General features: G+C 44.5%; 12 protein-coding genes. 4 read left to right on the top strand and 8 right to left on the bottom strand.

All coding sequences use genetic code 11. From position 1 onward, the window contains the following. Positions 1 to 243: 243 nt before the first annotated feature. The 8 genes from hsdR to ACT7WV_RS12355 all read right to left on the bottom strand — a co-directional run bounded on the left by hsdR (position 244) and on the right by ACT7WV_RS12355 (position 8,112). Positions 244 to 2,616 (bottom strand): EcoAI/FtnUII family type I restriction enzme subunit R, encoded by a 2,373-nt coding sequence (gene hsdR, locus ACT7WV_RS12390; RefSeq protein ID WP_445105636.1) that lies wholly within the window; start codon positions 2,614 to 2,616, stop codon positions 244 to 246. Positions 2,617 to 2,692: 76 nt separating this feature from the next. Then, positions 2,693 to 3,094 (bottom strand): type II toxin-antitoxin system RelE family toxin, encoded by a 402-nt coding sequence (locus tag ACT7WV_RS12385; RefSeq protein WP_445103184.1) that lies wholly within the window; start codon positions 3,092 to 3,094, stop codon positions 2,693 to 2,695. Continuing rightward, positions 3,084 to 3,311: a hypothetical protein gene (locus tag ACT7WV_RS12380; RefSeq protein ID WP_445103183.1), complete on the bottom strand. Its 228-nt coding sequence runs from the start codon at positions 3,309 to 3,311 to the stop codon at positions 3,084 to 3,086. The genes ACT7WV_RS12385 and ACT7WV_RS12380 overlap by 11 nt, the downstream gene beginning before the upstream one ends. 67 nt (positions 3,312 to 3,378) lie before the next feature. After that, a complete protein-coding gene (locus ACT7WV_RS12375; protein ID WP_445103182.1) occupies positions 3,379 to 4,425 on the bottom strand; it encodes a PDDEXK nuclease domain-containing protein in 1,047 nt (348 codons plus the stop codon). Beyond that, positions 4,422 to 5,684: a restriction endonuclease subunit S gene (locus ACT7WV_RS12370; RefSeq protein WP_445103181.1), complete on the bottom strand. Its 1,263-nt coding sequence runs from the start codon at positions 5,682 to 5,684 to the stop codon at positions 4,422 to 4,424. Before ACT7WV_RS12370 ends, ACT7WV_RS12375 begins: the two co-directional genes overlap by 4 nt. A 26-nt stretch (positions 5,685 to 5,710) precedes the next feature. Then, positions 5,711 to 6,082 carry a GIY-YIG nuclease family protein gene (locus ACT7WV_RS12365; protein ID WP_445103180.1) on the bottom strand — a complete coding sequence of 124 codons (372 nt, stop codon included), beginning with the start codon at positions 6,080 to 6,082 and terminating at the stop codon, positions 5,711 to 5,713. A gap of 91 nt (positions 6,083 to 6,173) precedes the next feature. Further along, positions 6,174 to 7,766, bottom strand: coding sequence for a class I SAM-dependent DNA methyltransferase (locus ACT7WV_RS12360; RefSeq protein WP_445103179.1), 1,593 nt, complete (start codon positions 7,764 to 7,766; stop codon positions 6,174 to 6,176). A gap of 121 nt (positions 7,767 to 7,887) precedes the next feature. Continuing rightward, complete coding sequence (locus ACT7WV_RS12355; RefSeq protein WP_445103178.1) at positions 7,888 to 8,112, bottom strand: ribbon-helix-helix domain-containing protein; 225 nt, start codon at positions 8,110 to 8,112, stop codon at positions 7,888 to 7,890. A 98-nt stretch (positions 8,113 to 8,210) separates the two neighbouring features. On the opposite strand from ACT7WV_RS12355, the gene ACT7WV_RS12350 reads away from it, so the two are divergent. The 4 genes from ACT7WV_RS12350 (at position 8,211) to cas12k (ending at position 12,778) form a co-directional block, all read left to right on the top strand. Beyond that, positions 8,211 to 8,525 (top strand): hypothetical protein, encoded by a 315-nt coding sequence (locus ACT7WV_RS12350; RefSeq protein WP_445103177.1) that lies wholly within the window; start codon positions 8,211 to 8,213, stop codon positions 8,523 to 8,525. Then, entirely contained in the window at positions 8,522 to 8,824 is a 303-nt protein-coding gene (locus ACT7WV_RS12345) for a helix-turn-helix domain-containing protein (protein ID WP_445103176.1), read from the top strand. Before ACT7WV_RS12350 ends, ACT7WV_RS12345 begins: the two co-directional genes overlap by 4 nt. A gap of 118 nt (positions 8,825 to 8,942) precedes the next feature. Next, positions 8,943 to 10,787: a GmrSD restriction endonuclease domain-containing protein gene (locus ACT7WV_RS12340; protein ID WP_445103175.1), complete on the top strand. Its 1,845-nt coding sequence runs from the start codon at positions 8,943 to 8,945 to the stop codon at positions 10,785 to 10,787. A gap of 47 nt (positions 10,788 to 10,834) precedes the next feature. Then, entirely contained in the window at positions 10,835 to 12,778 is a 1,944-nt protein-coding gene (gene cas12k, locus ACT7WV_RS12335) for a type V CRISPR-associated protein Cas12k (RefSeq protein ID WP_445103174.1), read from the top strand. The last annotated feature ends 522 nt before the right edge of the window (positions 12,779 to 13,300 follow it).

The following is a 13,300-nucleotide window of genomic DNA, read 5'->3' as shown; positions in this document are numbered from 1 at the left end:
TTAACAACATTTTATTCTCCGCAACAGGGATTGGGAGGAAAAACGCTAGCTATAGCGAGAAAATCCTAGAAAAAAGAACAAATGTACTATATATGGGGCAAAAACGAAGAATCAAACTTTGCTCAGCTCAACCGAGACCCGCTTTCGTTTGAAGCGAGTATCTCGTTATCCTGAGAAGCTGAGGCGATCGCTCAGCTTGCATTTTGGTATGCCTAGAGATTTGCAGTAGTAGGAGTGTTCTGATTACGCCGCTCTTTCCTGGAAATATAAATACTGCTGAAATTCGATAAATACTTCACGGATGTTGGCGACGCTTCCTAGTTCCTCAACAGCATCCCGAACCGTGTGATATTTTAACTCCAACAGTTGAGGTAATTTAGTGCGATCGAGTTCTCCTACCCCTGCTCGGATGTATTGTTCCAGCACAAAGTCCAGAAATTCTTGCTGTTTGTCGGTATACCGCGAGAAGATTAACGACTTGTGAGCCAGGACACGCTCTCGGCGGCTTATGGGTGGAGTGGCATAGGCGATATAAGCTAGCACATCATATAAATCGCTTTCTTTAGCCTCAATGAGGCGGCTGATTTCTGTGAGTTGTTCCTCCCCGTAGCCCCTCTCTGCCAGTCCTTCTAATAGGGCTTTACGGGTATCAGGACGGCTCCAGAGTTCCCTTAATGCGTCTTCATCTCTGAATAATTCAGGAATATCGCCAAACAGACGTTCCACAAATTCAGCCGCATTCATGGGTTTACCGTCTGGACTCCAGAAAGTAGTAGAACTCTGATGCTGAAGGGTGCGTTCTTTACCATCAGCTAGCTTGATTTTGATAACTTGGGGGCGAAGGGGTGGGGCTGTGCCTTCATTCCCTTCGTTCAGATTGCTGGTGTTTGTAGGATTGTTGTCTCTATCTCCTGGCTGACGAGTCCGTTGAGAGGTGACGCGCACGGGTTCTTGGGGTTCGCCGTCCCATTCCGGGTCGTTAAAGTGTTCGTAGGCTTTGACAAAATCATAGATGGTGAAGTAGTCTTTTCCCTCAAATAGGCGAGTCCCTCTACCGATAATCTGCTTAAATTCAATCATCGTGTTGATGGGACGCATGAGGACGATGTTACGAACGTTTCGAGCATCAACCCCAGTGGATAGCTTTTGGGAGGTAGTGAGAATGGTAGGGATAGCTTTCTCGTTGTCTTGAAAGGTGCTGAGGTGCTGTTCGCCGAGTTTCCCATCATTGGCAGTGACGCGGACACAGTAATTAGGATTAGTGCTAATCTTCATTTGGTTGATTAAATTCCGCACCGCCAGAGCATGGTCTTGGTTAGCGCAAAACACCAGAGTTTTTTGATTCTGGTTTATCTCTTCCATGAACAGTTGCACCCGATAGCGTTCCCGATCTGCAATTTCGATGATGCGGTTGAAGTCAGCTTCGGTGTAGGTTCTCGCTTCGTCTACTTCACCTTCGAGTAATTCATCGTCGGAGCTGTAAATATATTCATCCAGGGTTGTTTCGATTTGTCTGACTTTAAAGGGAGTCAGAAATCCATCGTTGATGCCGTCTTTGAGGGCGTAGGTATAGACTGGCTCACCAAAATAGGCGTAGGTATCGGCGTTGTTGGCACGTTTGGGGGTGGCAGTTAGTCCCAGTTGTACGGCTGGGGAGAAGTATTCTAAAATACCCCGCCAGGTGCTTTCGTCACTCGCTCCGCCTCGGTGACATTCATCAATGATGATGAAGTCGAAGAAGTCGGGGGGATAGTCACTGAATTTAGGGGTGGGATTACCTTCTTCATCTTTTCCAGTCATGAAGGTTTGGAAAATAGTAAAAAAGATACTGCCATTTTTTGGGACTCGGCCCCGTTTTTTGATAGCTTCGGGGTCAATACGGACGAGGGCATCGTCAGGGAAGGCAGAGAAGGAGTTATAGGCTTGGTTGGCTAAGATATTGCGATCGGCTAGAAACAAAATTCGAGGGCGACGGGTGGGTTTTCGGCTGATGTTCCAACGGCTTTGAAAGAGTTTCCAGGCGAGTTGGAAGGCGATGAAGGTTTTACCTGTGCCAGTAGCCATCGTTAATAGAATCCGGTTTCTTCCTTGGCAAATTGCTTCTAGGACGTGCTTAATGGCATTGTGTTGGTAATAACGGGCTTCCCATGTACCGCTTCTGTCTTCAAAGGGGATAGCAGCAAAGCGTTCACGAAGTGTCTCTGAAAGAGAATCGCGCCACTGGTTATCTTGGCTAAAGGTGGCTTCCCACAGTTGTTCGGGGGTGGGGTATTGGTTGATGTAGCCTTCTGCCCCGGTGTGCATATCGACTTGGTAGATGCCGATGCCATTGGTAGAGTAGGCAAATCGAGTCTCTAATTTTTCGGCGTATTTTTTGGCTTGTCCTAACCCTTCGGTGTCGGGTGAGTCGCGTTTTTTGGCTTCGATGACGGCGAGTTTTTCACCGCGATAAACTAGCACATAATCGGCGATGTCTGCTTGAGCACGTCTACCGTTGCCAATTAAGCGACCAGGGGCGATAACTTCGCGGCGAATACGGCTATTTTCAATGATTCCCCACCCTGCGGCTTTGAGTGCGGGGTCAATGAGTTCAGCGCGGGTATCGGCTTCGCTCAACCTAGAGGTTTCGGCTTCGTTCATGGGAAAGTTGACGATTGAGGGTAGTTCAGGAAATTTAACTTAATTTGTAGTGTTAGCTTGGGTTGTCTTCTGTTTGAATTTCTTGTTCATATTGGGCGATCGCTTCTTCAATGACTTCATTACTCACATCAGAAATATCGGATTTAGAATAAATGGTAGCGAGGATAATTGATTGCTCAGTCTTCACATAATAAATGACTCGATAGCCTCCACTTTTTCCTTTTTGAATGTTGCTATTTTTAAGACGAACTTTGAAAACCTGATATTTAACTCCAGTAATTCTATCTCCAGGGAGTTCACCGGCTTGAAGTTGCTCAATTAAGGGTTGGATATCGCTACGAATTGAACGATAGCGTTTAGCCAGTTCTCGTAGATCTCTTTTAAACCGAGGAGTAAGAGCAATTTGGATCGGTGATGGTTCGGCTGCGCTCACCATAAATGGTTCACTCTGCATCAATACCTTCCCACATTTCTGAAAGAGGTATAGTTTGCCCACTTAATGCTTCTCTGATGCCTTGATGAATACCTTCAATCACAATTTCAGTGGGTGTTTCCTCAGCAGATAACTCTCTTTCTAAGCCGATGCGAAAGTAGTGAATTATATCATAAATTTCTGCTAATTTATCTTCGGGAATGTCTCGCAGTTCTTGGATAATTTTATCAATCAGCATAAATCAAATTCTCAGTTGATTGGTGTTTATTCATCAATAAATTCGGCTCTGGTTTCCGCTTCATTCATTATGGCTCATCTCTGGAATATGGCAGTCGGCGGCGGGCAGATGCGATCGCTTCTTGCAGTTTAGCCTGTAACAATTCTTTAGGTGGTAATACGGTGAGGTATTCGGCAACGTGAATACCGCTTTTATCTAGTTCTAATAATTCAATTTGCTCTTGCTTTTTACCTGCACATAAAATAATTCCTAGTGGTGGCTGTTCGTCAGGCTCTTGGTCGTATTTGGCAAGCCAGCGCAGGTAAAGTTCCATTTGGCTTTTGTATTCGGGGTGGAAGCTACCTAGTTTGAGGTCAATAGCTACAAGGCGTTTGAGTTTGCGGTTATAAAATAGCAGGTCAATATAAAAATCATCGTTGTCGATTTGCAGGCGTTTTTGACGGGCGATGAAGGTAAAGCCTGCACCGAGTTCTAGTAAAAATTGCTCAATTTCTCGCAGGATTGCATCTTCGAGGTCTTTTTCGAGATAGCGATCGCTCAATTCCAGAAAATCTAAAATATAAGGGTCTTTTAGTAAAATATCGGGTGATACCTGTTGAGATTGGCGCAGTTGCTCTAAATCATGGCGGATGGTTTCTTCGGGTTTGCGGGATAGGGCAGTGCGCTCAAATAGCATAGAGTTAATACGTTCTTGCAGTTGGCGGACGCTCCATCGTTCCAGTTGGGCAATTTCAATATAAAATTCTCGTTTTAGGGGATCGTCTATTGCTGTTAAAATTCGCAGATGTGACCAACTCAATTTGGAACACAGTGTGTTCACAATCTCGATATTTGGAAATGTTTCGGCAAACTGGAGGCAATGTCGCAGTTGTCTTTCACCCCAGCCTTTACCATAGGTTTGGGTTAGCTGCTGAGATAAAGAAACAATGATTTGTTTGCCATATTCAGCCCGTTGACCTTGTAAAACTTCGGTTTGGATGCGTTTACCAACTTGCCAATATAACAAAGTTATTTCTGCATTGATGGCAACGGCGGCGCGTTGTTTGGCAGTGTCAATCAGTTGACGGATTTCTTGAAATAATAGATCGTTTGGTTGTGTCAGGTCATCACTCATGCTGCAATTTCCTGTTTAGCAGTTTTTGGGGTATCTGCGGTGAGTTCACCAGTGAAGGCTTTTTGCAGGATGGATTGTTTGAGTTCGTTGAGGGCGGCGAGTTTTCGGCGGTAGATGGTTTCGAGGCGTTGGGTTTCAAATGATAATTCTTTTAATTGACAAGCAATTATTTTTTGTGTTTTCACATCAGGGAATGGAAATCTCTCATTAGCAAATGTGCCAAGGTTAATATTATCTCGCGCAGTTCCCTTACCCTTTTCTTTTAGCTCTGTTTTAAAAGATTGGAGAAGATACTCTACATAATCACTATCTGCAACTTCCTCATTTACGACAATGCCAATAACGCTATCTGGGAAGCAGGCATCAAAATCGAGAATAGCTGTCTCAGCAACGTTAGCTCCAACAATCGCAATGCAGACTGTTCCTTGAGGCCAAATTTCACTCTGTGCCAGCCCTAATTCATTATAAGTTTGAGAATAAGTAGTTATTCGATGCTTGGCATTGCTGATGTCACCAGTTTGTATTAAGGGGTATTTTCCCCCATATAGTTTCTTGTCACCTCTAGGTCTATGCTTTGATTTACCCCTAGTAAATTTAATTGAAATTTCCTGAAGTGTTTTCTTTTTCCACCCGTCGCCTTTCTGGGTGAAGATGGCGTTTAGATAGCTTTCAAATAGTTCGCGGGAGTTGGCGAGGTTCTTTTCGGTGTTTGCGATCGCTCTATCAATCCCCTCAAACGCCTCATCCAAAATCGCCACAATCCGCTTTTGTTCAGGAAGTGGGGGAAGAGGAACAAGAAAGTTACGAACAGTGCCAACATTTAAGTTGCCAACTCCAGAGCCACTGATGCTATTCTTTGCAAGAATTTTAACTGAATGTGAATTTAAGTAATGTTTTAAGAACGAATTAATAATTTCTGCTTTAGTTTTTATTAAAGTCAAACTCACAAATATACTAAATTCATTATCATCATCAATAATCGCAGCTTCTCCAAAGCTTCCAACTCTAGTGTATAAAATATCTCCCTTGCTTGGCTTATTATTTTTCGTTAGTTCCCTGTGTGTTTCTTCAGAAATATATTTATATTTCTCCCAAATAACTTGCCCATTTTTTACGTTCTTGGCAGATAAAAAAGGAATGCCTTTATCAACGTAGTTTGGTCTTTTAGCTACGCCACAGGTTATTAAGTCAGTGACTTCCACGAGCTTTTTGATTTTCCATCCCACTGGCAACTGTTTATTATCAATTGTCAACTGCATACCATCCCCTAATTATCATCATTCCTCTAATCCTCTGCTGGTTCAACTTCATTTGCTGGTTGAGCGACTTGTGCCGAGCGCAGCCGAGGTAAGCCGAAACCAGCATTTTTATAATGTGAATCATTCTGACACTCCGCCAAAACATGAAGCCGATCCCAGTTACTCTCCATCAGAGCAATTTTTTTCCTTCGACTCCAACCCTGAACCTGCTTTTCCCGATAAAAAGCATCCGCTACATGATCAAAATACTCCGCATAAACTAACTTTACAGGCAGTCGTTTTTGTGTATGATTAGCCCCCAGCCCATTTTCATGCTGCCACAAACGACGCGGCAAATCCTTTGTACTTCCCGTATAGAAGGAGCCATCAGCACATTCCAGAATATACATATATGGCATGGTTAACTGTCTCTCGTTTACTAGAGATCGGGCTTCGACTTCGCTCAGCCCTCATCTTCTTTGCTGGTTGAGCGAAGTCGAAACCAGCTTCTTATAACATTCCCCCAATTCCTGCCAAAATCTCAGCGCTCTCCGCATCTAACGCAGCAATTTCATCTAAAATTTCCTGTGGTTCTCGTAACGTAGATTCCTCAGCCTTATTCGGATTCTTCACCGACAAATCGAACGTCTCTCGATCAACATCAGCAATATCCACCAGCCAAGCGTTTTTACACTGAGCGAAGTCGAAGTGTTCCGACTCGGCAAACGTAGCCTGTAACTCTACAAACTCGCGCAAGTCATCATCATTCAGCGCATTCGTTTTCCCCAAGCTACGCCCTGGATCGAGTTGGTAATACCAAATTTTCTGAGTTGCCATCCCCTCAGTTAAAGGGTTTCCCTGAGAAAATAAAGGCATTCCCGTTCCCTGAGCGAAGTCGAAGGGAAAGCCCTCTTCGGCTTCGCTCAGAGGACGTTTCTCAAAAAACAGCACCACCGTTTTCACTCCCGCCCCGATAAAAGTCCCACTTGGACAATCCAAAATCGTGTGCAGATTGCAACTACTCAAAAGCTCTTGGCGCAAAGCCCGCGAAGCATTATCAGAATTTGACAGGAACGTATTTTTGATTACCACTCCGGCTCTACCGCCGACTCTCAGCATTTTGATGAAGTGCTGCAAAAACAGAAACGCTGTTTCCCCAGTCTTAATCGGGAAATTTTGCTGTACTTCCTTGCGTTCCTTCCCCCCAAATGGCGGATTAGCCAAGATGACATCAAAACGATTCTTGTCTTGAATATCACTGAGATTTTCTGTCAGCGTGTTCGTGTGGATAATATTCGGCGCATCAATGCCATGCAAAATCATATTCATGATGGCTATCACATACGCCAGACTCTTCTTTTCCTTACCCGTAAAGGTATGTTTCTGAAGAATCTCCAGCTCTTTTGTCGTCAACTTCCCGCTCGGTTGAGCGAAGTCGAAACCCCGACGTAAATAGTCGTAACTCTCGCACAAAAACCCTGCCGAACCACAAGCACCATCATAAATGCGATCGCCAATCTTGGGCTTCACCACCTGAATCATGGCTCGAATCAAGGGACGTGGCGTGTAATATTCCCCACCATTGCGCCCCGCATTGCCCATGTTTTTGATTTTGGCTTCATAAAGATGGGATAGCTCGTGTTTTTCCTGTTGCGATCTAAACCGTAGCTCATCCACATATTCCAAAGCATCCCGCAAGCTGTAGCCGCTTTGAAACCGATTCTTAATCTCGCCAAAAATTTCCCCAATCTTGTATTCGATGGTGTCTGGACTAGTAGCCCTCTGCTTAAATCCCTGTAAATAGGGAAATAGCTGGCGGTTGACATAATCAATCAAATCATCGCCAATCAGGGCATTATCATGATCTACCGTACCATCCGCCTTTTTTGGAGCTGCCCAAGATGACCAGCGATGCGCCTCATCAATAATAAATTCATAAGATTTCCCAACCAGTTCCGCCTCTAGTGCCCTTTCCTGCTCCAAATCATCCAAATACTTCAAAAACAGCAGCCAAGACGTTTGCTCCGTATAATCTAGCTCTGTGGTGCAGCCCGCCTCTTTCCAGAGAACGTCATCAATATTTTTAAAAGTTTGCTCGAACATCTAATCGTCTATGAAAACTTTAGTCAGGGTAGTTAAAAGTTGAAAAGGGGAGAATAATCCAGTCAAAGTTCCCCTTAAAACGGGAAATGCGAGGGGGAGTTCCGGGGCGAGAAAACACACCCTAACCTTTCTCGCTTGGAGGTTCCTTTTTTGGTGGTGGCGGAATCTTACCCTCTGCCTCTGCTTCCTCCATAGCCTTCTCCACAATGTAGGCAGCCAAATTGGCGACGGGTCTTCCTTGGTAATTCGCCCACCGCTCCAACTTTTCATAAACCAAATCAGGCAGAGTTAGAAAAACTCTTTTGCTCACAAGTTCCATTTCATCCAAACCGCCTTGATCGTACACTTGAGCCTCTCTCCTTTGAAGATTTTTAGCTTATATGTAGCTTATTAGTAGCTGATATGCTACTTTGACAAGAAGATGGACTTAATTCTCCTCTAATCGTGAGTCTCAACTTGCCTCTAATCAGTCTGGATGAACTACCGCCATCGGTCAGGCTTCCCGCTGACTTTCCAGATGGCGCAGCAATGCCCAAATTTCTGTATGGCGATCGCGTCGAGTGGAAATCTCTATCAGACACAGACAACATCGATACAGGTGTCATCATTGGGCGCTTTTATCTGTTTGCTCACCACCAAAATCAGTGGGCATGGAAATACCTAATTTTTCTCGATTCCGACTCCTACAGCCGCCGTTTTTGTAGTGCTGATACCGCTTGGGAACAAGACCTCACACCCCTAGAAGAGAGGAACTCATGAATAATCCCCGTCCTTTAGAACAGCGTGAACAAGAGTTAATCAACCGCCTCTGTCAGGTTCAACTAGGCATTTCCCCCCGACTCTTTCGCTCTAAATGGGACGTAAATTATGAACAACTAGCCGCCATTTGCCACTGCACTATCGGCACAGTAACCCGTTGGTTTGCCAGAGGCGATAACTATCGCCGTCCCGGTACTTATCCCTGCCTTAAGCTAAAACTGGCAGATTTGCTCTTAGAACACTATCAAGAGATTCCAGAAAACTGGTTTAACATCATTTTTCCACCAGAAAATCAATAGACATTTAGAAACCTTTACAAAAACCTATCCCCAGGCTAGGTTTTTTCGTTGGAATTAGTCCTAAGAAAATAAAGAGCTTTATGGTTGGTAAAAGCTGCAATTACTTTTGAGCTAGACGATGAACTCGATTAGCACCTTTGACATCACCAAATACCCTCTACTCGACATCCTCAAAGACATCAAAATCGGACGCATCCAACTACCAGATTTTCAACGAGATTGGGTTTGGAATGATGCTCAAGTGCGCCGTGTCCTCGCTAGTGTCTCACTGGCTTATCCCATTGGGGCAGTGATGATGCTTCAACAAAGCAATCATCAAGTCCAATTCAAACCCCGTCTCGTTGATGGTATTACTTTGCCAGAACCCTTACTGCCTAACTTACTGATTCTCGACGGTCAGCAGCGCTTAACAACCCTATTTATGGTGCTCTTATCTGAGCAACCTGTATGGGTCAAAGACTCAAAAAGTAATAAACTCTCTCGCAAATGGTATTACTTAGATATTGAAAAAGCCCTTGACCCCAATACTGACCGAACAGAAGCAATTTTTGCCTTACCCGAATCAAAAATCCTACGCAGTTTCAATGGTCATATCATCGACGCTTCTACCCCACAGCAAGAATTTTTAGCTGGACTGTTCCCCCTATCCAAGGTATTCTTTTTGTCGGAATGGAGAAGTCACTATTCCCAATTTTGGCAATATGACCCAGAAAAACTCAAACTTATCGATACATTAGAGCTAGAAGTCCTCAAAAAATTTGAGCATTATCAAATGCCCGTCATTCAACTGCGGGACTCCTTGCCCAAAGAGGCGGTTTGCCAAGTCTTTGAAGACACTAATACCTCCGGGTGTGACCTCAATTTTTTCGACCTGATGACTGCTAGCTACTGCGCCGATAACTTCAGCCTGCGCGATGATTGGAAGCACAGAGAAGCCTCTCTCAAGTCCTTCAAAGTCTTGCGCCTGTTAAAAAATACCGACTTTATGCAAGCTGTGACTTTAGTTGCCACCTATGCCCGTCGCCAATCAGCTATTGAGACAGGCTCAAAATCAGAAAAGCTACCCGCCGTCACCTGTCGCCGTTCGGACATCTTAAAACTGTCAAAAGAAGAATACCAGAGATGGGCTCAACCCGTTACCAAAGGCTTTGAAGAAGCTGCCCGATTCCTGCACACTCAAAAAATCTTTGATGCTAGCCACATTGGCTACCCCATCCAGTTAGTGAGTTTGGCAGCAATTTTAACCATATTAGGAAAGCGCAAAAGCTCCGAACAAACTCGTTCTGCCTTAGCACGTTGGTTATGGTGCGGAATGTTTGGCGAAATGTATACCGGAGGACATGAGGCACGAGCTGCCCATGATGTACTAGAAGTAACCCAGTGGTTATCGGGCGGTTCATTACCTACAACCATCACAAGTGCCGATTTTTCAGTGCGGCGGTTAGTGGGAGTCAGAAAGCGTTACGGTGCTGTGTATCAAGGGCTATCGGCTTTGTTACGGCGTTCAGGAGCGATTGATTGGAGTACGGGAGAAGAAATTAACGATGTACTTTATTTTGAACAAAGGGTCGAATCTCACCACATTTTTCCTGTAGCTTGGTGTAAAAAACAAGGCATCGAACCAAAAAAATATAACTGCTTGGTCAATCGCACTCCCCTATCAGCCAGCACTAATAAAAAAATTGGCTCAAAATCCCCAGAGGTTTATCTGTCCCAATTTGAAAAATTAGGAACATCCTCAGTCAAACTTGATGAGATGTTACGCTCTCATGCCATTGACCCAGCTACATTGCGCCACAATGATTTTGAGGCATTTTTTACCGCACGGATACTCACTTTAATGGATTTAATTTCTATGGCAATGGGTAAGAGTTTCACGATTGAATCATTTGAGGGAACTTATGAGGAGTATAAAAACAGCAACGGCAATGGTTGGCATCAGTCGCTGGCAGTTAATTATTGAGCAGTTGCTTTGACAGTTTTTCTGGAATATTAGGGCTGCGTAATTTTATGAGCATCATCACTATCCAATGTCGCCTAGTTGCAAGAGAAGAAACTCTGCGTTATCTGTGGGACTTGATGGCTCAGAAAAACACGCCTCTAATTAATGAAGTATTAAATCAGATTGGACAACATCCTGATTTTGAGACGTGGCTGCAACAGGGTAGATTGCCAGCAGGATTTGTCAAGACACTGGTTAACTCCCTGAGAACAGAACCCCCCTTTGTTGGTCAACCTGGTCGTTTTTACTACGGTGCGATCGCTCTTATCGACTACCTCTACAAATCCTGGTTTGCTTTGCAGCAGCGAAGACAGCGCCAAATTGAAGGAAAAGAACGCTGGCTTTCAATGCTCAAAAGCGATGCGGAGTTAGAGAAAGAGTGTAACTCTGACTTAGAAATGATTCGGGCTAAAGCGGCGGAAATTCTTTTTGCAGTTACCGACTCCTCTCAACCCGTTCAAAATCAGCCTAGCAAAGGGAAAAAAGGTAAGAAGTCTAAAACTCCGACTACGAGTCGAGATGCTCAATCCGGCAAACCGAACAAGCAAAACCAAAAACTCTTTAATTCCCTATTCGACTCCTATAGTAAGGCAACTGACTCTCTAGAACAATGCGCCCTTGCCTATCTGCTCAAAAATAACTGTCAGCTCAGTGACAGTGAAGAAAACCCAGAAGAATTTACTCAAAAGCGGCGCAAAAAAGAAATCGAAATCGAACGTCTTAAACAACAGCTTCAAAGTCGGCTACCTAAAGGTCGGGATTTAACAGGGGAAAAGTGGCTGGAAGTTTTGGATATGGCTACCAATAGTGTGCCTCAAAATGAAGGCGAAGCGGCAGCTTGGCAGGCAGCTTTATTAAGAAAAACTCCTTCCGTACCCTTTCAAGTGGCTTATGAAACCAGTGAAGACATGACCTGGTTTAAAAATCAACAGGGGCGCATCTGCGTTTGGTTCAATGGCTTGAAAGAACATGCCTTTGAAGTGTGGTGCGATAAACGACAACTGCACTGGTTTCAACGCTTTCTAGAAGACCAACAAACCAAGCGCGACAGCAAAAATCAGCACTCCAGTGGCTTATTTAGCCTACGTTCAGGGCGGCTCTCTTGGCAAGAACGTCAGGGAAAAGGCTCTCCGTGGCAGGTAAATCGCCTGATTCTCTACTGTGCAGTGGATACCCGTCTTTGGACAAAAGAGGGAAGCCAACAGATTGCTGCGGAAAAAGCGGCAAAAATTAGCAAAATTATCAGCAAAACTGAAGAAAAGGGTGAGCTTAACCCAAACCAGCAGGCGTTTCTCAAGCGTCAGCAATCTACCCTAGCTCGTATTAACAACCCCTTTCCCCGTCCTAGTAAACCCTTGTACCAAGGTCAATCTCACATTCTGGTTGGTGTAAGTTTTGGTCTAGATAAGCCAGCTACTGTCGCGGTGGTGGATGCTCTTAAAGGTGAAGTGCTAACCTATCGCAGCATCAAACAGCTACTTGGTGATAACTACAAGCTCCTGAATCGTCAGCGACAGCAACAGCAAACGCTAGCTCACCAACGACACAAAGCCCAAAAACAAAATGCACCCAACCAGTTGGGAGAATCTGAATTAGGGCAGTATGTTGACCGACTATTGGCAAAGGCAATTGTGGCGATCGCAAAAACGTACCAAGCTGGCAGTATCGTCCTACCCAAACTCAGCGATATGCGGGAAATTGTGCAGAGTGAAGTTCAAACGAGAGCCGAACAAAAAGTTCCCGGTTTCAAGGAAGGACAGCAACAGTATGCCAAACAATATCGGGTTAGCGTCCATCGTTGGAGTTATGGAAGATTGAGTGAAAGTATTAGCCAAAGCGCTGCAAAAACAGGAATTCCCGTTGAAGTTGGACAACAATCAATTCGAGGTAGCCCCCAACAACAGGCGCTAGATTTAGCAATTACTGCTTACTACAGTCGCACTTTGTGTTGAACTCAACAAAATCTTGAACCTTGACAATGTAATATGTGAAGTTAACAGCGCCGCTGTTCTGGCTCAATCGAGCCTCTGTACAGTGCCAAATCTGGGTTAGTTTGACTATTGGAAGATAGTCTTGCTTTCTGACCCTGGTAGCTGCCCGCTCCTGATGCTGCCGTCTATTGTTTTGTGTCGAGACGGGAAATCTTACTTCTAACTATGGCTAGAGACAATTTTATCTCTAAATACGAGGAAGTAGGAAAGGTGCGCTCCCAGCAATAAGGAGTAATGTTTGACAAACACTAACCCTTGGTAACAAGGGTGCGGACAACCGCAGTGGTGGCTACTGAATCACCCCCTTCGTCGGGGGAACCCTCCTTAATTTTTTGACGGCCCAAAGCGGGGGCAAAAACCCTAGGGAGCCGTCAAAAGTTTAAAACCTTTGTCTAGTCTTGGTTTTAGGTTTTCACAATCGTCAACTTTCTCTTGGAGAAAGTGCTGAATTGAACAATTTTAAATCAGCCGTCAAAAATGTAT

The sequence above is a fragment of the Symploca atlantica LB2515 genome (genome assembly GCF_052546295.1).
Note: the sequence above shows the minus strand (reverse complement) of the source record. Positions and strands in the feature narration are given on the sequence as shown.